Genomic DNA, 21,984 nt, shown 5'->3' on the forward strand with positions numbered 1-21,984 from the left:
GCTAGTCCTGCCTCCAGTCCATCAGCTTGAACGCGTAGGCCCGTCGATCCTGGGGGCCGAGCTGCAAAGGTTGCGTGAAATCGGCCGGCAAGCGATCGCGATAGATGCGAGCGGGCCCCATGCAATTACGGTTATTGGTCCCTTCGCAGAGGAGCTTCCCGGTCAGTACCGGCCCATCCACTTCGCCCGTGAGCCACGCCGAAGAAGCGAGGATGACCCCTTCCACGCGATTCTGGGGGGTAGCCATGACCACGCGTCCGCTTGGGCCGGCGGCGATCAGAAAGCCGCGGGCGACGGCCTCGTTCACCACGCGGATGGCGTTGATGGTATCGACGCCCGCGGCCGGCCCTTTCGATCCCGTCGAGAGCAAAACCGATCCGGCCAGGGTTTCCGATTGATCGCGAAGGACGATATCCTTGGTGGCCACGATGTCTATTCCCAAGCGGCAATGCCCATGGAGGAAGACGCCCCCGCGGGCGAAAGCCGTCACTTCGTTTCCGGAAACCTCTTCCTCGAAGGTAATGTCCTTACCCGAATAAAGGCCTATATCCTGCAATCGGATTTTCCCCTTCAAGCGGATCTCGCCGTCGCAATAGATGCGCCCCGGACCCTTGATTACCCAAGTGTCCATGCCGTCGTTGATGAGGTCCACTTGCCCCATGGAATAGGAGATAAATCCCTTTTTCCCGAACTTGGGCGGATCCCGGGGCGTGAAATGCCCGTTGCCTCGGGTCGCGACCGAATCGGCGAGATGGTTCCGCAAGGCTTCATCGGAAACGAAATACTTCTTATCCGTGAATTCCCCGGCGTAACGGGTCAGCGAAAAGCCCTTTAGGAATGGCAGGGTGGCCATGCCCGGGGAGGGTTTCCGGATGCGCATCATGCCGTTCACTTGTTCCTTCGGGAAGGGCTCCACGACCAAATCATTATCCAAGGTGAGCGCGGGGCCGAAGATGCTATCGTCCAAGGCCTTGCCGAAGCGAGCATGCACGGTGGCCTCGGCAGCACGGTATTTCCCGGTCGCGGTCATATCCAGGTATGCCCGCGAGCGGTTCACGCTCACTTCCGGGATTCCCAAGGCAGTATCGAAGCGGAACGCGAAAGTGTCGGTAGGGGCCATCCTCCCCAGCCCTTTACCTCCCGGCTCGCCGAACCCCGAACCGGAATCCGGATGGGAGGAGTCGGAAGATGCCGGCGGCCCGAAGCTGGGTTCGGAGGAATCGGACCAGCGTTCCAGGTAGAGTTGGTAGGCGATACCGGATTCGGCAAGGTAGAGCGCCTGGGTCTTTTCGATTTCGACCGCCCAGGGGCGGATGTCGCCCTGCATGCGGCCCAGGATGAGGCTGACCACTATCCCCAATGCCACCAGGGCCGAGAGGACGGTCAGCAGGGCGGCGCCCGCCTGGGAGCGGGCTGCGGGATTCATGGGATTACTTCTCCGTTTGGAGATCGAACTTTCCCGCGCGATCCTTCAGGACCACGTGGTTGGGCTCGATGGAGATCACTTCGGCGGAATCGATGCGATCGCCGGCCTTGACGATCATCTTTTGGCCCGCGCCGTTGGCGATGGTAGCCACGTCCCGGCCCACCGTTCCCTTGAGGACGTATTTACGCGGCGGAGGCTCGATATGCATCGCCGTTGCCGCGGTTTTGCCCTCGGCCTTGGGAGCATGGATGGGGCGGAAAGGATTCCCTGGAGCGGAAGCGGAGGGGCGGGCCGTGTCGGCCGCGAAGGCGCGGGCTAGGGCGAGCAGGGAATCCGGCCCTCCGGAGGAAAGGCGTTCCGCGGAGCGGACCTTCTCGCGAGGATAGCGCGCGATGAAATCGGATCCGACCCAGTAGAGGATCAAGGCCGCCGGCAGGGCCGGCCACCAGCGCCGCAGGCCGTCGCTCATAAGCGCCTCGCTTTGCGGCGGTCGTAAACGTATACGGTCAGGGACGCGTCCAACCGGCCTGGGGAATGCTCTCCGCCTTGGCGCACCACCATTTCTTCCGGGAACAGGTCGGGATGGCTGGCCTTGATCAGGGTGAAAAAGCGGCTCAGGGATTCGTAGCGCGCGTTGCCTTCGATGCGCACTTTAAGCAGGTCGAGGGAATCGGCCTTGGCCAGCACCGGGGTGGTCTTCACCACTTCCATGCCCGCCCCCTGGGCCAAGCCGCGGATCCGGTCCACGGTAGCTTGCACGTTACTGTCGCGGTTGAGCGAATTCTCGCGTGCCTTCTTGAAGGCTGAAAGGGCTTCCACGTCCCCGCTGAGGGCGGCCTTGGTGGAATCCAGCCATGCCGGTACGTAGCGGTTCTCGCGCAATAAGGCGACTTGGGCGCGCGCGTCCCGCAGCCGTTCGGCCAAGGGAAGGAGGGAAAGCCGGGCCACGGCCAAGATCATAAGCGCAGGCAATATCCAGGCGGCGATACGCCAGCGATCTTCCCACAGCCGGGTCGATATCCTGGTTCCCATCAATCTTTCCCCGCGCGGGCCGTCACGTGGAACAGTACTACGCCCGTCTGCAGATCCTTGCGTTGCTCGGAAAGCGCGACCGATGAGAATCGTCCGCTGGCGGAGAGTTTCTTCTGGATCGACTGTACCTGGTCCCAATCCCGGACCCAGGCCTTGAAGGAAATCTCGGAGCTCCCGTCGGGCAAGCGGGTAACGGTAAAACCGTCGATCCCCGCCTCCTTGGGAAGCGCTTTGGCCAACGCTTCGAATAGCCCGTTCCAATCCGTCGGCCCCCGCCAAATGGGTCGAAGATCGGCGAGGGAAGCCTCCAAACGCGCTTTGCGGACCCGCAATCCCCGGATGGCATCCACTTGGCCCTGATAAGCGGAGGCCTGGGCGCGCAGGCCGGCGGCCTGGCCCTCGGAAAGCCGGATGGCCAGCGCGAAGCCGCCCGCCGTCAAGGCGCACAGCAGGGAGGAGAGCGCTATCGAGAGGTAAAACCGGAAGCGCGACCGGATGGACCGGTTGCGCAATCTTTCCTCGGCCGGGACGCGGTTATGCGAGGCGAATTCGCGTTGGCCCGCCGCGCGCGCGAGCCCCAGATGGAGCAGGGCATCGCCGCCCTCGGCCGCGCCCGGGAGCGCGAACGCTTCGAGCTTCAGCGCCTTGGTTTCGGGCACTTCCCAAAAAGGATCACCCTTGGATAGGAAGACGCGTAAAGCGCCGTTCCCTCCTCGTCCCGGCGCGAAATCGCGATGTCGGATAAGCCGCGCGGCCGCCTTGGGCCCCGCGCCTTCGGGCACGCGCAGCACGTGGTATGGTCCGCCATTCAAGTACAGCAGCGAATAGCAGAACTCCCTCCCGCCGATTAGGAGCTGGAAATTGGCCTCGCCTTTTTCCGTCGCGACCAACTCGCCCAAAGCCTCCACGGCGATCTCAAGCGAAAATCCGGCATCCATGCCCCCTTGACCCGAACCCGTGCCCGAGGCATCGATGAGGTCCGCGAAGACACGGTGGTTGGATCCCAGATTGGTATCCTCGACGAACTGGACATGCCAGCCGCCCAGGCGATAGCGATCCCGCTTGGGACCGAGGGCTTCCGCCACCGCATCCTGCACTTGCCTCTCGTCCACGGTTTCGCCGAAAGGGGTGCGGATGTCCAAATGCAGATAAGGTTGGGAGGTAAGCCCCTCGGCTACCAGGCCGGTGCGATTGATCCAATTGCCGTCCACATCCAATTCGTCGGGCGAGCGCCGACGCAACTCCAGCTTCTGATCGCGCATATGGAAAAGGGCATGCCCTTTGCCCCGGATATGCGTGGAGACCAGATGGGAGGCGGACAAAGGATTCAGGGGGCGCCTTTCACTGCCGACGCCAAGGACGCCAGCAAATCCTGCAGCTCCCGCTTAACGCGGCGCAGTTCCTCCCGCAGCTTGGCGGCGGCTTCGCCTCCATCGCCGGCATGGGCATTCATTTCGGGATGGGGATCCGTTTCGGAATGCCTTAGGGCGGATTCCGTTCCCGATTCGTGCGCGGATTCAGCCGCGGACTCGCTAGCCGGCGCCTCATCCCGGGCTTGCGCCGTCAAGTCCGCGGAATCCTTGGGCGGAGGCGCGGATGCCGGCACCCGCAGCAAGCTCAACTGCCCGTCCAGATCGGCCATGTTCATGTCCGCCATCTTCTTCTTCGCGCCGGGGATGGTATACATCTCCTCGTACAGCAGGAATTTGATGTAGCGGATGATCTTGATTTCCTTGGTGCGGTAGGCGCGATTGCCCGAGCGGTTCTTCTTCGGACGCAGTTGCGGGAATTCGGATTCCCAATACCGCAGCACGTGCTGTTCGAGCCCGGTCAAGGCGCAGACTTCGGAAATGGAGTAGTAGAGCTTGCCTTCTTCCAGCCGTCTCAGGTTCGCCTTGGTCATACGGTTCTGCTCCCTATCTTGTTCTCCGTGCCCCGGAGCAGCCGGGTCATGTTGGAACGGTGACGGTACAGTACGAAGGCGCTTACGGCGGTGCCGACCGCCAATACCGGATAGAGGTCCGGGTTCTGACGCAGGCGCGCTTCCGCGAGGATCCCGAATGGCAACACCAGGGCCGCGACGATGGACCCGAGGCTTACGTAGCGGGTACGCAGCACGATGAGGGTCCAGACCCCCAAGCAAACCAAGGCGCTGATGGGAGCGAAATAGAGGAACACGCCGAAGCTTGTGAGCACGCCTTTCCCGCCCCGGAAACGGGCGAAGCAGGTAAAGGAATGGCTCAGCACCGCGACCACTCCCGCGGCCAATCCCCAAGCCGGGGAGCCGGTGAGCCGGACCGCGAGCCACACCGCCAGGAAACCTTTGCCGGCGTCGAGCAAAGCCACGGGCAAGGCGGGCTTCCAACCCAGTGACCGCCAAACGTTGGTCATGCCGGGGTTCCCGCTGCCCACCTTGAAGATATCCACCCCGTGCAAGCGGGCCATCCACAAGGCCGGCGCCAAGGCGCCCAGGAAGTAGGCGGCGACGAGGGAGGCGGCGATGCGCGCGGGTGCAGAGTCCATTGTGACCATTGCGACCATTAGGCCCCGTCTCCCTTACGGCCGCCCTTCGATTCGGCGTCTTCCCAGAAATCGTCATCCGGATCGGAGTCCATGGCGGACTGCTGCCGTTCGGCCCCGTCCGATAGCTTTTTCTCTTCGTCGGCCCATTCCGCACGGACCTCTTCGGGGATGTTGCCCCAATGCAGGTAGCTCAACAGGTCCTCGTCGGTGCGCAGCTTGAAGCGGCTGCGGAACCAGATGCGTATGGGCGCGCCTTCGAGCTGGAAGAATTCGTAGGCTCTACGCCGCAAGTAACGGACATAGGCCGTTTGTATCCGTTCCGGATGGCTGATCTCGAAAGCCAAAGCCGGCGGATTGACCAGCACCTGGCAGCACCGCTCGAGATTCACGGGCCCCAGGGAGGTAGCCGGATGCGGGTGCTGGGACACCGTCTCTTCGAGGTAGCGGATCACGTTCTCGCGTCCCAAAACCCTGCCCAAGTTGTCCTTCACCTTCACGATTTCTTCCAGCACCCGCACCAGGCGCTTGCCGGTTAAGCCGGAAGCCGAAAGGAAAGGCATCCCTTCTAGATCGGGATTCTTCTGGCGCAGGGCCTTGACCATATGGTCGAAGGTTTTATCCCCAGGCTCCACGATGTCCCACTTATTGAGGCAAACGATGAGACCCTTCCCCACTTCCTGGATCAGGGTACAGATGCGATGATCCTGGATCTCCATCCCCCGCAAGGCATCCACCAACAAGACGCACACGTCGCTGCGACGGATCGCTTCCAGGGCGCGCATGTTGGAGAAATACTCCACCTCGTCCTTTACGCGCGCCTTCCGGCGCAGGCCCGCGGTATCCGTCAGCACGAACTTCCGGCCTTCCCACTCGAACTCGGTATCGATGGCGTCGCGCGTGGTTCCCGGGATAGCCGAGGTGATGACGCGATCTTCCCCTATCAGGGCATTGACCATGGTGCTCTTGCCGGCATTGGGCCGGCCCAGGATGGCAACCTTGATCTTATCTTCGCGAGGGACGAAGCGCGGCTTGGTGGGCAAATACTCCAGCACCTTATCCAATAGATCCGCCACGTTGTCGCCTTGCAGGGCGGAAATGGGGAACGGCTCCCCCAACCCCAGGTTCCAGAACACCGACGATTCCAAAGCCACGTTCCGGGACTCGGCTTTGTTGACCACCAGGATCACCGGCCGTCCCGACTTCTGGATCACGCGGGCGAAAGTCTGATCGAGCTCGGTGATGCCCACGCGACCGTCCGCCAGGAAAAGCACCACATCGGCTTCTGCGACGGCGACTTCGATTTGCTTCCGCACCGAGCCGTTCAAGCCATCGAGATCCTTGGACAGGAAACCGCCGGTATCTACCACGGTGAAGTAATGGCCGTTCCACTCGGCGACCTGGTAATGCCGATCGCGGGTCACGCCATCGCGATTGGCGACGACCGCCGCGCGACGACCCAGCACCCGGTTGAAAAAGCTGGACTTGCCCACGTTGGGGCGACCTACGATAACGACGGTGGCTAATTGCATTGCGGGGAAATGTAGAGCTTCATTAAGTGATTGGCAATGCTGACGTTATAAAATAGATTTAAACCCCCGATTAGGATTGGAATCGACGCGCCATGCCGCTGAAATTCGACTTCCACATGCACACATTGGATGATCCGTACGACCATCATGTGTACCACACCGTTTTCGAATTATTGGACAAAGCAGCCTCCCTCTCTTATGGGGCGCTTGCCATCACCTTGCATACCCGCCAATTCGAAAGCGAAGCCGCTACCCGCTATGCCCGCGAGCGGGGCATTTTGCTCATCCCCGGAGTGGAGCAGGATATCGAGGGTTGCCATGTTCTCCTCATCAATTTCCCCAAAGCGGCGGCCGAGCAGGTCGCTTCCTTCGCCGATCTGAAACGCCTCAAGGCCGAGTCGGCACGCGCGGGCGGACGGGAAACCCTCGTGATCGCCCCCCATCCTTTTTTCCCGAGCGGCGTGGCCTTGCAGGAGAAATTCTGGCGCCACGGCGATTTGTTCGACGCGGTAGAGGTTTCGGGCTTCTACCATGCGAAATGGAATCCCAATCGCAAAGCCATTGCCGCCGCCGAGAAGCTAGGCCTCCCCCTGGTGGGCAATTCCGACACCCATACCATCGAACAATTCGGGAAAACCTGGACCGAAGCCGATTGCCCGCAGGACGCGGACAGCATCTTGAGGGCGATCAAAGCGGGTCGGGCCAGCGTGAAGGGCCGGGCCTTGGACGCGGGCGAGATGGGCCGCATAGGCTGGAACGTCATCGCCAAAGGCTATATGAAATGGATCAACTACAAACGCACCCGGAATTGGCAGCCATCCGCTTGATCCGGCGGCGCTGAACAACCGCCTTACCCCCGCCCCGCTCTCGCGGGAATTCCGTAACGGTTGGTTCCGATACGGGGACTACCGATTCATTGATACAACCGGCGGGTTCCATGCGTCTGAAGAGCATGGAAAGGTGACGATATGCACAAACAACTTTCCCTATTGGCGATCGGATTGGCGGGGACCTACATCCTCTCGGGATGCATGGGCGTTATCACGTACTCGACCTTGATCGTATCCGGAATTAACGGCCGGCTCAAAAGATTCTTCAGGCTGGTCGCGGCTTCAATGGAAGCGGGCGCCGATCCCGATCAGAACGATTACGCTCACGGCGATGTTGGCGAGGAAGAAATCCTGGTTCAGGGAATCGAGGGACGCACTGCGGCGGAAAAGATGAAGGTACAGCAGCAACGCCGCCACGGCGGCAAGGCAAGTCCAGTACGGCAGGCCCAACTGGCCGTACCAGCCCAAAGCGGCCAGGCATAGCCACATCGCCAGGTGGGTCGCTTTGGACACCGTGAGGGCGGAGGCGACCCCGAGCCGGACCACCAGGGAGTGGAGGCCGCGAGCCTTGTCGAATTCGTGATCCTGGGTGGCGTAGATGATGTCGAAGCCGGCGATCCAGAGCCATAGGGAGAGGCACAAGAGCAACGGGGCGGCCCCGTCCGCCGGCCATCGCCTTTCCGCCAAAGCGGATAAGATGGAGTCCCCGCGCACCGCTATCCATGCGCCCACGGGCGAGATGCCGATGGCCAGCCCCAGGAAGAAATGCGATAGCGAGCTGAAGCGCTTGGTCAGGGAATAACCGCAAACCGCCACCAAGGTGGGCAAGGCCAAGGCGAAGGCCAGGCGGTTCACGAACCAAGTGGTAATGACGAAGACCGCGGCGTTCGCCACCAGGAACCCGATGACTTGCGCGCGCGAGAGGACGCCCGTGGGCAGATGGCGCCTGGCCGTGCGCGGATTCTCCTTGTCGAAGGCCGCATCGGCGAGGCGGTTGAAGGCCATGGCCGCGTTCCGGCAGGTCACCATGCAAACCAGGATCAGCAGGAAGATGCGTCCGGATGGCAGGCCGTTCGCGGCCCAGAGCATGGCGGCCAAAGCGAAGGGCAGGGCGAACAAGGTGTGGGAGAAGCGGACGAGCGCGAAATAATGCTTGAACGAGCTCATGGGGAGGCTTTCTTGGCGAGACTCACATTTCCCGCCAGCGTTCGCCGACGGGGTGATCGTGCAATCCGAGATGATCGAGAACGCGCGCCAACACGGTGTCGACCAGATCCTCGATGGTCGCGGGCTTAAGGTAGAAGGCCGGGGACGCCGGCAGTATGACCGCCCCTAGCGAAGCCAGGCTCTCCTGGTTGCGCAAATGCAAGGCGCTCATGGGCGTTTCCCGGGGCACGATCACCAAGCGGTATTTCTCCTTGAGGCATACGTCCGCGGCGCGCGTGAGCAGGCTATCGCCGATGCCGTGGGCGATTTTCGCCAAGCTTCCCATGGAGCAGGGGACTACCGCCATGCCATCGTGGCGCCAGGATCCGCTCGCGAACGGGGCGAAGAAATCCTTGTTGTCGTGGACCTTATCGGCGCGCCCGGCGATCCCGGGGAAACCTTCGAAGGCGCAAACCTTCTTGCCGGTTTCCGTGAAGACCACATGCGTCTCATGCCCCAGGGCTTTCAAATGCATGAGCAGGCGATCGGCATAAATCGATCCGGAAGCGCCCGTCACCCCGATCACATAACGTCCCATATCAACCCTTCACCGCGGTGACGATATGCGAGATGCCGAAATCGCAGGGGATGACGGCCACGTCGCGGAAGCCATGGCCCCGGAAGCCGTCCCTATATTCGCCGACGGATCGGAAGCGGCGGATGGAATCCACCAGATAGGCATAGGCTTGCCGGCGCGAGGCGAAAAACCATCCCAGGAAGGGGATGCACAGGGGGGCCAGGCCATGATAGAACAGGCGCGTGAAGGCCGTGGTGGGCCGGAAGAACTCGAGGGTGATGAAAAGGCCTCCGGGCTTCAGCAGACCGCCGATGGCGTCTATGCCGCCATCGAGGGAGTCCAGGTTACGCATTCCGTAGGCGCAGAGCGCCGCATCGAAACTGCCATCCTTGAAACAAGGATGGAGCGCATCCATCCGGACCAGGAAAGGACGCACCGCGGGCGCATCCGCGGCCAACTTGCGTTTGGCCTCTTGCAGCATGGGAAGCGAGAAATCGGCGATGACGCCGCGCGATCCCGGCGCGCGCGTTCCTTCCGTGCCCGCCCAGGTCCGCCAAAAATCACCCGTGCCCCCGCACAGATCGAGGACGCGCAGGGGCGCGTTCCCCCGCAGGCAGGCCGCGGCGCGCCTCCGCCATGCGCGGTCCCGTCCGGCGCTCAGGAAATGGTTGAGGAAATCGTAACGGCCAGCGATGCCGTCGAACATGCGCTGGATGGCGAGTCCCATGATTGGTGTTTGGCTCCTTGGAGGCTAAAATGTACATAATAGCCGATGAAGGCCATTCCCCGCTTGCTTCGAATGGCCCTTCCCGCGAGCGCGGCCATGATTTTCCTCCTCGCTACGCCCGCGATACGCGCGGCAGGTCCCGATTCGTCGGGGCACGGCGTCCATCGCGGGTACCGGGCCTTCCAGCCCAAGCCCGGCGAAGCGGCCGACGAACCTTCCAGCCAACTCGTGCAAGTACTGCTCGACCGGCAGGACAAAGGCGAGTACGAATCCTACATGGTGCAGGCGCTCTTCCGCGGCAAGCCTCCCGAACGCAAGGTGCGCGTGCAGAACGACCGCATCGAAATCGATTTCCTGGATACGGGCAAGCCCGCCATGCGGCTTTCCCGCATCCGCGGCGGCGTGGTGGAGGCGAGCCTGATCGAAGAATTCTATTACCGGGAACCCTCGCGGCCCGGGGACGGCGCCGGTGGGATGCGGACCAAACGCCTGGTGCGGCTGACCTTATACACCAAGGCCAGGCCCGATTTGACCTTTCGCAACACCCTCGATCGCACTCTCATCCATTTCCGCCTGGACAAGGCGCGCCATTAGCCGGGAGCGATTTGACATGCCCAACGCTTCCGCTTAAATTTAACCGCGCTGATGGCCCTTTAGCTCAGTCGGTAGAGCAGAGGACTGAAAATCCTTGTGTCCGCAGTTCAATTCTGCGAGGGGCCACCAGCAAAAATCTTACGTCCCGGACGCCTCCCCGGGCCATTACGATCCCTCCCCCTTTGCTTCCCGCCCTTGCCCGGATCCCCCGGTAAACGCTACCATTACCCCGTAATGGAGAATCCCAAGCGACCCATCAGCCCCGAAGGGATGGAGAAGCTCAAGCAGGAATGGGAAGACTTGTGGTACCGCACCCGGCCCAAGCTCCTGGAGGAAATCGCCGCGGCGGCCGCCCAAGGCGATCGTTCCGAGAACGCCGAATACATCTACGGCAAGAAGCGGTTGCGGGAAATCGATAAGCGCCTGCGCCAGCTGGACGACAAGATCGGCAAGAGCGTGGTGGTGGAAGGACGCGCTTCGGCCACCATCACCTTTGGCGCGCGCGTTCGCCTTCGCCGTTCCGACGGCCGCGAAATGACATTCCAAATCGTCGGCGCCGATGAAATCGATCCCATGGAAGGCCGGGTATCCATGGACTCCCCCATCGGAAAGTCCTTGATCGGAAAGCCGCCGTTGGGCCAGGTGGATGTCGAAACCCCGCGCGGGTCGGTGGCTTATGAAATCATCGAGGTGGATTATCCGTAACATCCCCGAGGGAATCCGCGCTCTTGAAATCCTGGAAGCGCGCCCGCAGGTCCGCCCAGGGCAGGCCCGGCGGGCAAGTCTCGCGGGACAAGTTCCGCAAGTCGGGCAGGAGGCCTTCGAAGCGCAGCTTGGCGAAGATGTCCGGCAAGGCGCGGTCGGGCAGGCGGGCGAGCTTTTCCAGGAGTTCGCCGGGCAGCTTCCGCACCGGTATGAATTCGGGGGGAACGGGGCGTCCCAGCCCGAAGTGACGGACGATTTGCCTCAGGTAGGGTTCCCATTGGATGGCCGCGCGGACCAGCCAGGCGGGACCGGGAACGCCGGCAGGAGCGGCTTCATCGGCGGCGCGGACGTAGGCGAAGTCCCCCGCGAACAATGCCAACAACTTTATCGGGATCAGGCCCGGTCCGGATGCGGCGCGGATGCGGCACCAAGCCAACGGTCCCGCGCCTTCGGGTTCCTGGCGCAGGCCTTCCAGTTGGCGCGCTCGTTCCCAGCGTTTAAGCGCGCGATGACTATCCTCGAGCATGCCCCGTCTCCGCGAACCTATCCCGGGACGAGGGCAGGCCGAGTCCAATTTAATTCCTTCGGCGGCGGCACGGCCGGCAATGGATCGCCGCGAAGAGGAGTTCCCCGTGCTTTCTGTTGGGTCCTTTCCGGGGCGGTCTATGCTTTATGCGGATGCGCCGGCACGTCGGGCGAAGGTTCCGGGGGAAAAGTATACGCTCCCGAAGACATGCCCGACATTTGCCAGGATATCGATTTCAACCAGGCAGGGGCCGATCTAAAAGCGGAATGCGGCGTACAGACCCGCAATTATATGGCCTACCGGAACATTCCCGAGCATCGCAACCTCCTTTTACCCAAAGGCGCCAAGATCGTGCATAAAGGGAATGGCTTGGAATTGCGGCTCACCAACACCCTTCCCATCGGACTTCCCGCCGACATGGACGGTAAGATTTTCTTCGACGAGAAACTTCGCCGCACCTTCATCAAGAACAAGCTCGATTATTGCGAATTCTTCCCGGAGCATGCCACGGGACGCCTGCGGATCTTGCGGCTGGACATTCCCTTGGACGCCGGCGGCGAGCAATCGGTTTGCTTTACGGTCGGTACGCCGCCCGCCACCACCCAGCGCAAGGTCGGATATGCCGGCCGCTTGGATTTATTGGAATGCGCCGACTTCGAAAAGCTGAAGGCGGCGGCGCAAGCGCAAAACGGCCCGGTACAGGCTGATTTCGGGGCGGGCGATAGTTCCGGGACGGATTTAAAAGGTCCGGGGACCGGACCGGAAAAGGCGCCCGGCCGGTGAGCCGGGTCTAGGGCGTTAGCCGGATTGCCCTACCGATTGCGCGGTAAACGCCTCGATGACATCGTTCACCTTATCCATTTTGCAGAACTCGTCGAATCCAAATTCCTTCAGGAAGGCCTGGTTCAGCTTCTCAAGCAAAACTTTGCGCTCACCGTAGGTAATCTTGTAATCGACGATGAACCGGTCCTCATCGTTGATGTCTTCCGGATCGAAGCCCACCACTTCGGCGATGATGCCCTTGATCGTTTTCGTCTTTTCGTTGTCCAAAATTGTTCCTTTTTCTTCAAAGAAAGAAAAATAATGTCCGAATCCAAGTGCCTATACCTCTAATTTACGAAGCTGAGAGGCCGGGCTACGATCTTTTTTTCGGGAAAGTGAGGCTGTTTATGGTTTTGAGGTATGTCCCGGTCATCGCCCTGTTCGCATCGCTTTCCCGGGCCTGGGACAGCCCCATGCCATTCGCGCAGAGCCCGGCTACCGCGGTCTCGCAAGGCGCCTTCGCCAATCCGGCCGCGGCCGGCTTCGGGGAAGATACGCGCGGGAGCCTGGGATGGGCGGGTTGGGACGCCCGGCCCGACGCCCGCCAACGCCTGTGGGCCTTAGAGCAGCAGGGCCCCGGCTGGGCGGGCGGATTCCGCTATTGGGAAGGCGCGGGTCCTTATCTTGCGCGATTCGATCTCGCGGGCGCCTGGAACGCCCTGGACCTGTTCACCTTCGGGCTGCGTCCCGCTTACGTCTGGGACGGGCAGGGTCCCGACCATCTCTTGCTGGACGGGGGATTGGATTTCCGCCCTTGGCCGCAACTGCTTTTAGGGGCATGGACCGAGAACCTGGCGACGGCGGGCGATGAAAGGCGGACGCACCGCTTGGCCGCGTCCCTCCGGCCATTCGCCGTTTATCCGGGAGGTTGGGCCGATTTGGACGTGGGCTACGGCTTCGAGCGGCAGGGGCCGGGGAAACACCGCGGTTACGTGTTCGGTGAGATCCCCCTCTTCGCCGGGCTGCGGACGGAGGCCCAATGGGATCCGGGACGCGGCGAGGGTAGCTTGGGTGTTACCCTGCAACTGTCGGGAAGGATGGCGGCGGGGATCGGGGCGGCCCGGGGCGGCGGCGCCCCTCCCGGGATGCGCAACCGCCTGGGGGCCGATCTGGCGCGGCGGGAACGGGCCGATGCCGCCATGGAATGGAGAACCGCCCAGAAAGCGCCGTTCCTGGCGTCGGACGGGGCGGTCGCGGAAATCGATCTCAACCGCGACATCCAGGAGGGCGAAACCGATGAGGGTTGGTTCCAGGGCAAGAGCCTGGGATTCGTGGACCTGATGCGGCGCTTCGACGTTCTGGAATCCGACCGGCATCTCCGCGCCGTGGCCGTCAAGTTGGGCAGCGCTCGTTGCGGCTGGTCCATGGGCGAAGAGATCCGCGACCGGCTCCTGCGCCTGCGCGCCCGGGGCGTACGTACGGTCGCCTACATGGAAGAGGTCTCCCCCCTCAATTACTACCTGGCCACGGCCTGCGGGACCATCGCCATGCAACCCCAGGGCCATTTCGCGGTCAACGGCTTCGCGGCCGAGGTGATGTTCTATCGGGGCCTGTTCGATAAGCTGGGCGTGGAACCGCAATTCCTCCGGCATGGGAAATTCAAATCCTTCGAAGAGCCTTACACGCGAACGAGCATGTCGGAGCCGATGCGATCGGATTTGCAAGGATTCATAGCCTCGCTGTGGGACAACTTCCTGGCCGAATCCGCGCGGGCGCGGGGGCTGCCCAAGGATTCGCTGCGCAAGGCCCTGGAGTCCCCTGAGATCGGTTTGGAGCATGCGGTGCGGGCGCATCTCATCGACACCTTGATTTACGCAGATCAATTGGCCGAACTCGCGGGAGGCAAGGGCGCTCATCTGGACGGGAACCAGCCGGACAGGGTAGCGCGCACGACATGGGACATTCCGCCGCAAATAGCCATCGTGGTCGTGACCGGCGACATGGTGGTCGGTTCGAGCGCGCGTTCCTGGCTGACCGGGCCCGATCTGGCCGGCTCGGAAACGGTGGCCGGCCAATTGCGGAAGGCGCGCAAGGACCCTTCCGTCAAAGCGGTGGTCCTACGCGTGGATTCCCCCGGCGGTTCGGCCCAGGCCGCCGACATCATGTGGCGGGAGGTGGAACTTTTGAAGAAGGCCGGCAAGCCCGTGGTGGCCTCGGTGGGCCGCGATGCGGCTTCCGGCGGATATTACCTCATTTGCGGCGCGGATAAGATCCTGGCCGCGCCTAATTCCGTGCTAGGCAGCATCGGGGTGCTATGGGGCAAGTTCGTATTGAAGGGGCTGTTCGACAAACTGGGGCTCAAGTCCGAGACCGTGAAGACTTCACCCCATGCCGACGGAACCTCGATGACGCGGGCCTGGGATTCGACGGAAACGGACGCCTTGCAGCGGCACATGGACAAGTTCTACGACGACTTCATCACCAAGGTCGCGAACGGAAGGCATATGCCCAAGGCCCGGGTGGACAGCCTGGGGCAGGGCCGCATCTTCACGGGCGTGCAGGCCGCGGCCAATGGCTTGGCGGACGAACTGGGAGGATTGGGCGATGCCATTTCCACGGCCCGCAAACTGGCCGGCATCGGGCCGCGGAGGGACGTAGAGGTGGTGGTCTTCTCCGCCCAAGGCGAGTCTTCAGTATTGCCTATCCCGGGGATGGGAGTCAGCCGGGCGCGCGGTGCTGAAGGACTCGCGGTCGGGATCAAGCAAGAAACCGATCGGATATCCGCCTTGGCGAAGCCGGATTTATGGGCCTTGGACCCCGAACTCGCGGGTTGGAACGTTTCCCCCTTGGCGGGATGGGAATGACAGAAGCGGAAGGGGAAGCGGAACCGGGATCGGTTAGGGAAGGTACGGCGGATGGGGCTGGTTGCTGCGTCCGCCCTTTAGATCGAGCAGGGTGAACAGCAAGGACGGGCAGAGGACCGAATAGGCCGCCTGGGGTTCGTGCAGCCAAGGCTTGTCCCCCACCGCGGCGATGTCCCGCAGGGATTTGGTATCCAACGCGGGGAAGGACAAGCCCCGTACGGGGGTAACCTTCCCGGTACGGGAATCGAGCATATCGATCTCGCAGGGCGGCGTGAGGGAAAAGCTTCCGCGCCCATCGAGGGCGTCGGTGACCGCCAGCTGGCCCGCCAAGGGATGCCGCAACAACTTGAGCGCATCGTCATCGGCCAGTTTGGAAACGATCATCCCGTAACCGGTGCCTTCATCCACGCCCATGGCGGAGAGTTGCGAACGGAGTCCCGCTTCGGTGACGGGCTTGGACGAGCTGAGTACGGTCACCCCCGGGAAGCCCCCGCCATAACGCCAATGCCCATTGCTGACATGCCCCTTGGCCTTCAGCACCGGTACCTTGCCGAGCAGGAAATCCTTCACGCGCCCGTTTTGGACCAACACGATGTCCTGGCCGGGCTGGCCCTGTTGATCCACCTCGTAATGCCCGAACAAGGAGCGGCCTTGATAGGCGGCCATGGAAGGCGAATCCGTAATCGTGATTTCCCCGGGGAAAAGCTTGCGGCCGGCGAGGCTCACCAGGAAATTCGGCTCGGACATGGTGCTCGCGGCTTCGCGGAGATGGGCCTGGGGCGCCAGCAAGGCCTTGGTCAAAAGCTCCCCCGCGGCATGATCCGTGAACAACACCGGGCCGCGGTAATTGGCCAAGGGCTCGGCCGATCGCAAATGATCCATGCGCTTGAGGATAGGCTGCAGGGAATCCTTCAAAGCCGCGAGGGCGGTGGGGCCTTCGCCCAGCGGCAGCGGATCCCGGGTGGCGATCCTTAAATAATCCCAAAGCGGCGCCCCGTCCTTGGCCTGGGTGAACAGCGAAACGAGTAAGGTATGCTCCTTCACGGTTTCGATCAGACGCGCGCCTTCCGAATCCACGTAATAGAAGGTCGTGTAATAATATTGGTAGCCCACCCGCGATTCCAAAAGCCAGGGGAAGCTTCCCAGCCATCCGCTCAAGGACTCGCCCATCGCCCGCAGCTTGGTCGTATCGGGCGCGGTGCGCGTCTCGGCCCGGAAATGCGTCAAAACCTTCTGCTTGGTGAAATCGGGAAGGCTATCGCTCCGGTTGTGGTTGGTGAGGAAGGCTTTCTTCTGCGCCAGGTTTTCCACCGCCACCTTGTACTTGGCGTCGGTGGCGGCCCATAGCGAGGCCCGGATCAGGTTGGTGTCGTTATCCTGGGGCAGCGGTAGGCGCAGGCGGGGCCCGAACACGATGCCACCCTGGAAATTGGTGTTGTCCTGGGCGTAGTCCCCTACCCTGAGATCGACATCGGCCATGTGCTCGTGGTCTTCATCCACCATTTCGCATGCGCCCAAGGAGGCTTGCATGTGGCTGGACTCGACGTCCCAAACCAGGTACGAGATGAAGTAAGGCCGGGGACGTCCTTTGATGCGCAAGCTGTCCATCGAGCGCTTGAGCTCATGGGACATGGCGGCGAGCACGGGGGAGCCGGAAAGCTCGGCCGAATCCGGGGGATTGGCCTTCCCGGCGGTCGGTGCCGGAATACCGGGCGCGTCCACGGGCGCATGCGGCGCGGGCTTGGCCGGGGCTTGCGCGGGGCTTCCGGCGGGTTGCGCGGGCTGCCCGCCCGGCGGTTGTTGCGCATGGTGGCCATCGGTTTGCCCCAATCCAGTCGTGGCGCATATGGCGAGGATCCCGAGCACGTTAATCGCCTTCATGGGCGCACCGGGGGAGGTGGTAAGATAGGAGCCAGGTTCTGATCTTTGGCGCGGCTTTCGAATTCCATGGACTCCAGCAAAATGGACGGCGCGATGGCGGATACCGGGATCCAGCCCGATTCGGCTCCGCAATACCCGTTGAATACGGCCGGATCATCCCCCGCGGCCACAATTTGCTTTAAGGTCACCAAGGGAGTACCCACCGCATCCACCCCCCGCACCACGCGATCGGGACGCTTATCCGCGAAAATCTGCGACACGTAAAGCGGTTCCACGCGGAAGGACTGCGGAAGATCCCTTCCCGTATAGGTGAAGCCCCCGGAGATATCGTGCAGTAGCAGGCCATAGGGCTTGCCGGTGCGCTTGAGCAAGGCGCGCAGGCTATCGCGAAGGGATGCTACGGGAACCGTGCGGGAAGCCTCCAGGATGGTGTTCCCCATGCGCGCCGTGGGAGCGAGGCCCAGCGCCCCGCGGCCATGCCCGTTGGAAGCCCCTTTAGGCGATATCACGGAGCGGCTGAACAGGAAATCCTTGAACACCCCGTCCTTCATCAGGAGGGTGGGCCGGGAGGGAACGCCTTCATCATCATAGCGGTAATATCCGTTCAACGGGATCGTCCCCGCGAAGGCGCGGGTGGGATCGTCCTGGATGGTGACGAAGGGGGACGTGAGTTGCTGGCCGACCTTGGATACGAAGGTTTGCCCTTCGTCCACGGCTTTCTGCCGATGGCCTTCCACGCGATGGCCGAAGACCTCGTGGGTAAGCACGGCGGCGGCGATGTTTTCCAGGATGACCGGGCCGACATAGGTTTCCATCACCGGGGCGGCGCGCAGGGTATCCAGTTTCCGGATCAAGGTCTCGGCGGCGATCTTCAGGCTGTCATACGGGAAATCCAGCGGAGCCTCGCGGAAGAAGAAATCCTTCGTCAACCAGAGGATCATCCCGTCCTCGGCCTTGGTCTCCACGTAAAGCCCGATATTCCCCAAGGTCTCGGTATGCGCGAGGGAGGTCCCTTCCGAACTCACGATCAGCTTGCGCACCTGCCGATAGGTGAAATCGATGGAGGTGGAATACAAATGCGGATTATTCGCGAACAGCCGGCTGGCGCGTTGGATGCGCGCGTAAAGGGTATCCAGGGCTTTGCGCGGCGGCGGTTTCGGGGGTTCGGGCTCCACCTTGCGCACGACGGGCGCGGGCGCGAAGTCAAGGCCGGAGTCGTTCTCGGCGGGGCGCACGTCCACGTTGGCCTTGATCTTGATGTATTGATCCTTGGCGGCGCGATAGGCGAAATCGGTGGCGATCTTGAGGGCCTGTTCCGCGGGCTTGCCTTCGGGCTCGAAAGGGAGACGCTCGTTCTGATACCCTTCCCAGGCGGTGAAATCCAGGTTCTCCCGCATGGGATGGGTATTATCGAAGCGGCCCGAGCCCACGCGGGCCTCCACGCCGAAGTAACGCGAGGTACCGCTTTTGTCCTCGATGACCCCGCCGCGATTGGCTTGGAAGCTGTGGTAGAGCGTGTCGTTGACCCGATAGGCGAGATAGTAAGGCGTGAGGGTATCGGCCTTGCGCAGGGTCTTCAGGTACTTGTCCAGATGCTCGCGGTAGAAGCGTAGTCGCGTCTCGGTCTTACCGTCGCCCGTGGCCGCCGGCACGGATGCGGCGAATGCCGAGGCCAGCATGAGCGCGATCGTAAAATGGCGGCGAAACGACTGCATGCTGTCCTTGTCTAAATCTACTATTGTTGGCCCGTCTTCCCTACGGCTTGCCGGGTCGCGTGGGCCAGCATGGGATGGGATTGGACGAAGCGCGTCAGGCGGCGTCCGGGATCCTCCTCGCGCCAGGCCCGGAACCCGGGCAGATCCCGGATCGCGCCGATGGCGGCGTCGAGATCGAGTTCGCCCTGCTCCCGGCGCACGGCCGTTCCCAAGCCGGTAAGATGATCCGCCAGGTATTCCTGTTCCGTCTGGCCCGGGGTCGGTACCAGCACCGCGGCCGAGGCCCCGAGTACGGCCAATTCCATCACCGTCGTATATCCGGAACGGGCCACGAGGGCTCTTGCATTGGAGAAAACTTGCGCCAACTCCCCTCCCGGAAGATGGTCGAACACGTTGAGCTCGCCCTTGCGCATGGACGCGAGGCCCGGACCGGCTTGGCCGGAAGCGCCGGGCAAACCCCGCACCAGCACCCGCGTGCCGGAAAGGCGCGCCAACGACGCGCGCAGGGAGGCTTCGAACAAGGATCGTTGAGGCTCGGGCCCGCTGACCACGGCGGCGATGTCGATGCTTGGGCCCTTAGGAAGGGAATCGGCCGCGGACGCGGCGAAGCGCCCCAATGGCCCGATCCATTCCCGGTTACCAGGAGGAGAAACCGGTCCCGCCAGATTCCCGGCCAAGGAACGGGGCGGCGGCCAATCCGGGATCCAGACGCGCTCGAATCGGGCCAAGGCCTTCAGGTTCAATCGGAGCAATATCCCTTCGGCAAAGCTTTTGAAGGGAAGTTTCGCGGGAAGGCGAAAAGCGATCTGATGGGTGATGAGAATGGTCGGGATTCCCGTTCCGGCCAGCCCGTAGCGACCGTCCGAGATCACGAGATCGCAGGGATGTGCCGCTAGGAGCCGGCCGAGCCGCCTTTTTTCCTCCCGCCAGCCCGCCAGGATGGCCGGGATCTGGATCACCAAGGCCGGGAGCAGCAGGGCCGCCGAGCGGGAGTAACGCACGCGATACCCCGGGAATTCATCCCAGGCGAGTTCGGGGAATTCGCCCCGCAGCAGACGCAAGGCCCCCTCCGCCGCGGCAAGGCGCACTTCATGACCGGCTTCGCGCAAGGCGCGGACGAGGGGAATGCAGCGGCCCGCATGTCCTAAGCCCCAGTCCAAGGGGCAAACCAGGATCCTCATGCGGCCGGGCCCGAGGGAGTCCCGGCATGGATCAAGAGGGAAGCCGCTTCCAGCATGCGATGGACCGGGCCTCCCACGGCGGCCAGGTATTCTTCGGGGCGTTCCCGCCAAAGGGCGTGGACCCCTTCCAGGTGATCGTCCGGCAAGGGCTCCGGCCGCGGGTGGTAACCGGAGTGGTACGGTAGCTCCAAAGTGACCATGGCGGGCCGCACCCCGTCGGCATAGGCCAAATGATGCCCGGCCCATTGGCCCAGGGAACCCGGGCAATATCCCGCGGAAGGCCCTTCCTGGCGGTGGATGCGCAATCGGTAGGGCCGCTTTTCCTCCGCCGTCAACGCGGCCCACATGCTTTCCGCCAAAGGCGTGCTTTGCGGGCCGTCCGCGTCGATCTCCGACAAGGCCCAGTGGAGGCTGACGATTTTACGCGGCCGCCATGCCAGGATGAAGTCATGCAAGGCCCGGGACTCGGGTTCGGACAGGGCCGATGCCCCGGAAGGCTCGTCTGATCCCGGGCTCCATCGATGGGGGAAATTGCGGTTGAGATCCACCCCGCGGGCGTTGTAACGGCTCCCGAGGGCGTGACCGTCGGGATTGTGCAGGCTGAGGACGGCCACCGGGGCCGGCAGGCCGGCACCCAGGCGGGAAATGACGAAGGACTCCAGCAAGTCGACGGTGGCGCGTTCGTCCCCGTGCGTGCCGCCGATGAGCAGGGTCCCGCGGGGATGCGCGAGCGCGTCCCGTTCATGCGCGGGGAAATTGGCGCTGAGGATCAGCTCCCGGCCTTCGAGGGAAGCGCCGACGGGAAATCGCTGGATTTGGCTCAACATGGCCGGTCCATAATATCATAAAATCAGGATTAACCAAAGCAGGCGGCGGGATTTATATTCCCCGGCGGACGCGGAAACATGATACGTATCTATCCGATCGGAAAAGCCCTCCACCCGCGCCATGTCTTCCGCATCTCCCGCGCCAGCCGGGTCCAGGTCGACAACGTCTTCCTCTCCCTCACCCAAGACGACGTAACCGGATACGGCGAAGCCTCCCCGAACTCGTTCTTCCACGAAGACCCCCACGACGTGCAAATGGCCCTATTGGGCCTCTCGGATTATTTCCGGCGCCAGACCCTTACGGGCCTTGCCGACATTTCCCGCATCTGGGGGGAGTTGGAACCACGGCTTTCGCCTTCGCGGGCGTGCCTATGCGCGATCGACGTCGCGCTTTGGGATCTATGGGCCAAGCTGAGCGGCATGAGCGTTTGCGAAGCCGCGCTGGGACGACACGCGCACCCGGTAGCCACTTCCGCCACCTTGGGGATCTGCGAACCGGAAGAATGGCCCTCCCGCATCGCCGAGTTGACGGACTTTCCCGCCATCAAGGTCAAGATGGACGCCCGCCTGGATACTTCCTTGCTGGAAGCCATCCGGACGCGCAGCCCGGCGGCCTTGCGGGTGGACGCGAACGGGGCCTGGGCGGGGATCGACATCGCCGCCGCGAGCGCCCGTCTGGCCGCCCTCGGCGTGGAATTCATCGAACAGCCGCTGCTTCCCGGGGACGACGATCGCATGGAATCCGTTCTCCGTAATTCCACCCTACCCATCCTAGCCGACGAAAGCTGCGCCCTCCCGGGGGATATCGAACGGCTGCCGGGACGGTTTTCGGGGTTCAACATCAAGCTGGTCAAATGCGGGGGCCTCACCCCGGCTTTAGGCATGGTGCGTCGCGGCCGCGAATTGGGCCTGAAGGTGATGATCGGTTGCATGCTGGAAAGCAGCCTTTTGATCGCGGCCGGTTGCGTGGCCGCGCAAGACGCCGACTATGCCGATCTGGACGGGAGTTGGCTGTTACGGGATGATCCTTGCCGAGGGCTAACCTGGAACAAGGGCCGGATCGGGCTCCCGTCTACGCCAGGCTTGGGGGGTGCCCCGATTTGGCCGCCGGACTGAAGCTGTTCGCCCCATAAGCGGCT

The 21,984-nt window shown here is 62.8% G+C and carries 22 protein-coding genes and 1 tRNA gene; 7 read left to right on the forward strand and 16 right to left on the reverse strand.

The features are described 5' to 3' along the window. Position 1: 1 nt before the first annotated feature. The 7 genes from JF616_06740 to der are packed head-to-tail and all read right to left on the reverse strand — an operon-like array spanning position 2 to position 6,510. A complete protein-coding gene (locus tag JF616_06740; GenBank protein MBW8887441.1) occupies positions 2–1,426 on the reverse strand; it encodes a hypothetical protein in 1,425 nt (474 codons plus the stop codon). Between the two features lie 4 nt (positions 1,427–1,430). Next, positions 1,431–1,895: a hypothetical protein gene (locus tag JF616_06745; GenBank protein ID MBW8887442.1), complete on the reverse strand. Its 465-nt coding sequence runs from the start codon at positions 1,893–1,895 to the stop codon at positions 1,431–1,433. Continuing rightward, positions 1,892–2,458, reverse strand: a complete 567-nt coding sequence (locus JF616_06750) for a hypothetical protein (GenBank protein ID MBW8887443.1) — start codon at positions 2,456–2,458, stop codon at positions 1,892–1,894. Before JF616_06750 ends, JF616_06745 begins: the two co-directional genes overlap by 4 nt. Next, positions 2,458–3,780, reverse strand: a complete 1,323-nt coding sequence (locus tag JF616_06755; GenBank protein MBW8887444.1) for a hypothetical protein — start codon at positions 3,778–3,780, stop codon at positions 2,458–2,460. Before JF616_06755 ends, JF616_06750 begins: the two co-directional genes overlap by 1 nt. Positions 3,781–3,785: 5 nt before the next feature. Beyond that, entirely contained in the window at positions 3,786–4,361 is a 576-nt protein-coding gene (locus JF616_06760; protein MBW8887445.1) for a MerR family transcriptional regulator, read from the reverse strand. Continuing rightward, positions 4,358–4,981 (reverse strand): glycerol-3-phosphate 1-O-acyltransferase PlsY, encoded by a 624-nt coding sequence (gene plsY / locus JF616_06765; protein MBW8887446.1) that lies wholly within the window; start codon positions 4,979–4,981, stop codon positions 4,358–4,360. Before plsY ends, JF616_06760 begins: the two co-directional genes overlap by 4 nt. A gap of 17 nt (positions 4,982–4,998) precedes the next feature. Beyond that, entirely contained in the window at positions 4,999–6,510 is a 1,512-nt protein-coding gene (gene der / locus JF616_06770) for a ribosome biogenesis GTPase Der (GenBank protein MBW8887447.1), read from the reverse strand. Positions 6,511–6,602: 92 nt separating this feature from the next. On the opposite strand from der, the gene JF616_06775 reads away from it, so the two are divergent. Then, positions 6,603–7,337: a PHP domain-containing protein gene (locus JF616_06775; GenBank protein MBW8887448.1), complete on the forward strand. Its 735-nt coding sequence runs from the start codon at positions 6,603–6,605 to the stop codon at positions 7,335–7,337. A gap of 285 nt (positions 7,338–7,622) precedes the next feature. Here the strand turns inward: JF616_06775 and JF616_06780 are convergent, their stop codons facing one another. From JF616_06780 to JF616_06790, 3 genes are read right to left on the reverse strand one after another with little or no spacing between them, the layout of a single operon-like run. Continuing rightward, positions 7,623–8,507 carry a 4-hydroxybenzoate octaprenyltransferase gene (locus tag JF616_06780; protein ID MBW8887449.1) on the reverse strand — a complete coding sequence of 295 codons (885 nt, stop codon included), beginning with the start codon at positions 8,505–8,507 and terminating at the stop codon, positions 7,623–7,625. Positions 8,508–8,529: 22 nt separating this feature from the next. After that, the gene (locus JF616_06785; protein MBW8887450.1) at positions 8,530–9,084 is read right to left on the reverse strand and encodes a UbiX family flavin prenyltransferase; all 555 of its coding nucleotides are present in this window, start codon (positions 9,082–9,084) and stop codon (positions 8,530–8,532) included. 1 nt (position 9,085) lies between these two features. Beyond that, on the reverse strand, positions 9,086–9,790 hold the full coding sequence (locus JF616_06790; GenBank protein MBW8887451.1) for a ubiquinone/menaquinone biosynthesis methyltransferase: 705 nt from the start codon (positions 9,788–9,790) through the stop codon (positions 9,086–9,088). 96 nt (positions 9,791–9,886) lie between these two features. Here JF616_06790 and JF616_06795 point away from each other — a divergent pair, with 96 nt between their 5' ends. From JF616_06795 to JF616_06805, 3 genes are all read left to right on the forward strand, one after another. Continuing rightward, entirely contained in the window at positions 9,887–10,384 is a 498-nt protein-coding gene (locus tag JF616_06795; protein MBW8887452.1) for a hypothetical protein, read from the forward strand. A 53-nt stretch (positions 10,385–10,437) separates the two neighbouring features. Next, positions 10,438–10,513, forward strand: a tRNA-Phe gene (locus JF616_06800). Between the two features lie 105 nt (positions 10,514–10,618). Next, positions 10,619–11,089, forward strand: a complete 471-nt coding sequence (locus JF616_06805; protein MBW8887453.1) for a GreA/GreB family elongation factor — start codon at positions 10,619–10,621, stop codon at positions 11,087–11,089. Here the strand turns inward: JF616_06805 and JF616_06810 are convergent. Beyond that, a complete protein-coding gene (locus JF616_06810; GenBank protein MBW8887454.1) occupies positions 11,067–11,615 on the reverse strand; it encodes a hypothetical protein in 549 nt (182 codons plus the stop codon). The two genes, JF616_06805 and JF616_06810, sit on opposite strands and share 23 nt — an antisense overlap. A 207-nt stretch (positions 11,616–11,822) precedes the next feature. Between JF616_06810 and JF616_06815 the strand changes: the two genes are divergently transcribed. Beyond that, on the forward strand, positions 11,823–12,398 hold the full coding sequence (locus JF616_06815; protein ID MBW8887455.1) for a hypothetical protein: 576 nt from the start codon (positions 11,823–11,825) through the stop codon (positions 12,396–12,398). A 15-nt stretch (positions 12,399–12,413) separates the two neighbouring features. Here the strand turns inward: JF616_06815 and JF616_06820 are convergent, their stop codons facing one another. Continuing rightward, on the reverse strand, positions 12,414–12,665 hold the full coding sequence (locus JF616_06820; GenBank protein MBW8887456.1) for a hypothetical protein: 252 nt from the start codon (positions 12,663–12,665) through the stop codon (positions 12,414–12,416). Between the two features lie 119 nt (positions 12,666–12,784). Between JF616_06820 and sppA the strand changes: the two genes are divergently transcribed. Continuing rightward, entirely contained in the window at positions 12,785–15,241 is a 2,457-nt protein-coding gene (sppA, locus tag JF616_06825) for a signal peptide peptidase SppA (protein ID MBW8887457.1), read from the forward strand. Between the two features lie 33 nt (positions 15,242–15,274). On the opposite strand, the gene JF616_06830 is transcribed toward sppA, so the two are convergent. From JF616_06830 to JF616_06845, 4 genes are read right to left on the reverse strand one after another with little or no spacing between them, the layout of a single operon-like run. Then, a complete protein-coding gene (locus tag JF616_06830) occupies positions 15,275–17,122 on the reverse strand; it encodes a hypothetical protein (GenBank protein MBW8887458.1) in 1,848 nt (615 codons plus the stop codon). After that, entirely contained in the window at positions 17,119–18,837 is a 1,719-nt protein-coding gene (locus JF616_06835; protein ID MBW8887459.1) for a hypothetical protein, read from the reverse strand. The genes JF616_06830 and JF616_06835 overlap by 4 nt, the downstream gene beginning before the upstream one ends. A 20-nt stretch (positions 18,838–18,857) precedes the next feature. Next, positions 18,858–20,018 (reverse strand): hypothetical protein, encoded by a 1,161-nt coding sequence (locus tag JF616_06840; protein ID MBW8887460.1) that lies wholly within the window; start codon positions 20,016–20,018, stop codon positions 18,858–18,860. Then, positions 20,015–20,845 (reverse strand): DUF2817 domain-containing protein, encoded by an 831-nt coding sequence (locus tag JF616_06845; protein ID MBW8887461.1) that lies wholly within the window; start codon positions 20,843–20,845, stop codon positions 20,015–20,017. The genes JF616_06840 and JF616_06845 overlap by 4 nt, the downstream gene beginning before the upstream one ends. 78 nt (positions 20,846–20,923) lie before the next feature. On the opposite strand from JF616_06845, the gene JF616_06850 reads away from it, so the two are divergent. Further along, complete coding sequence (locus JF616_06850) at positions 20,924–21,961, forward strand: dipeptide epimerase (GenBank protein MBW8887462.1); 1,038 nt, start codon at positions 20,924–20,926, stop codon at positions 21,959–21,961. Positions 21,962–21,984: the final 23 nt, after the last annotated feature.

The sequence above is a fragment of the Fibrobacterota bacterium genome (assembly GCA_019509785.1).
In the GTDB taxonomy this organism is placed as follows: domain Bacteria; phylum Fibrobacterota; class Fibrobacteria; order UBA11236; family UBA11236; genus Chersky-265.

Bases quoted from the DNA above. Each gene is read 5' to 3' on its own strand.
- JF616_06740 (MBW8887441.1), bottom strand. From the start codon at position 1,426: ATGAATCCCGCAGCCCGCTCCCAGGCGGGCGCCGCCCTGCTGACCGTC.
- JF616_06745 (MBW8887442.1), bottom strand. From the start codon at position 1,895: ATGAGCGACGGCCTGCGGCGCTGGTGGCCGGCCCTGCCGGCGGCCTTG.
- JF616_06750 (MBW8887443.1), bottom strand. From the start codon at position 2,458: ATGGGAACCAGGATATCGACCCGGCTGTGGGAAGATCGCTGGCGTATC.
- JF616_06760 (MBW8887445.1), bottom strand. From the start codon at position 4,361: ATGACCAAGGCGAACCTGAGACGGCTGGAAGAAGGCAAGCTCTACTAC.
- plsY (MBW8887446.1), bottom strand. From the start codon at position 4,981: ATGGACTCTGCACCCGCGCGCATCGCCGCCTCCCTCGTCGCCGCCTAC.
- der (MBW8887447.1), bottom strand. From the start codon at position 6,510: ATGCAATTAGCCACCGTCGTTATCGTAGGTCGCCCCAACGTGGGCAAG.
- JF616_06775 (MBW8887448.1), top strand. From the start codon at position 6,603: ATGCCGCTGAAATTCGACTTCCACATGCACACATTGGATGATCCGTAC.
- JF616_06780 (MBW8887449.1), bottom strand. From the start codon at position 8,507: ATGAGCTCGTTCAAGCATTATTTCGCGCTCGTCCGCTTCTCCCACACC.
- JF616_06785 (MBW8887450.1), bottom strand. From the start codon at position 9,084: ATGGGACGTTATGTGATCGGGGTGACGGGCGCTTCCGGATCGATTTAT.
- JF616_06790 (MBW8887451.1), bottom strand. From the start codon at position 9,790: ATGGGACTCGCCATCCAGCGCATGTTCGACGGCATCGCTGGCCGTTAC.
- JF616_06795 (MBW8887452.1), top strand. From the start codon at position 9,887: ATGATTTTCCTCCTCGCTACGCCCGCGATACGCGCGGCAGGTCCCGAT.
- JF616_06805 (MBW8887453.1), top strand. From the start codon at position 10,619: ATGGAGAATCCCAAGCGACCCATCAGCCCCGAAGGGATGGAGAAGCTC.
- JF616_06810 (MBW8887454.1), bottom strand. From the start codon at position 11,615: ATGCTCGAGGATAGTCATCGCGCGCTTAAACGCTGGGAACGAGCGCGC.
- JF616_06815 (MBW8887455.1), top strand. From the start codon at position 11,823: ATGCCCGACATTTGCCAGGATATCGATTTCAACCAGGCAGGGGCCGAT.
- sppA (MBW8887457.1), top strand. From the start codon at position 12,785: ATGGTTTTGAGGTATGTCCCGGTCATCGCCCTGTTCGCATCGCTTTCC.
- JF616_06830 (MBW8887458.1), bottom strand. From the start codon at position 17,122: ATGAAGGCGATTAACGTGCTCGGGATCCTCGCCATATGCGCCACGACT.
- JF616_06835 (MBW8887459.1), bottom strand. From the start codon at position 18,837: ATGCAGTCGTTTCGCCGCCATTTTACGATCGCGCTCATGCTGGCCTCG.
- JF616_06840 (MBW8887460.1), bottom strand. From the start codon at position 20,018: ATGAGGATCCTGGTTTGCCCCTTGGACTGGGGCTTAGGACATGCGGGC.
- JF616_06845 (MBW8887461.1), bottom strand. From the start codon at position 20,845: ATGTTGAGCCAAATCCAGCGATTTCCCGTCGGCGCTTCCCTCGAAGGC.
- JF616_06850 (MBW8887462.1), top strand. From the start codon at position 20,924: ATGATACGTATCTATCCGATCGGAAAAGCCCTCCACCCGCGCCATGTC.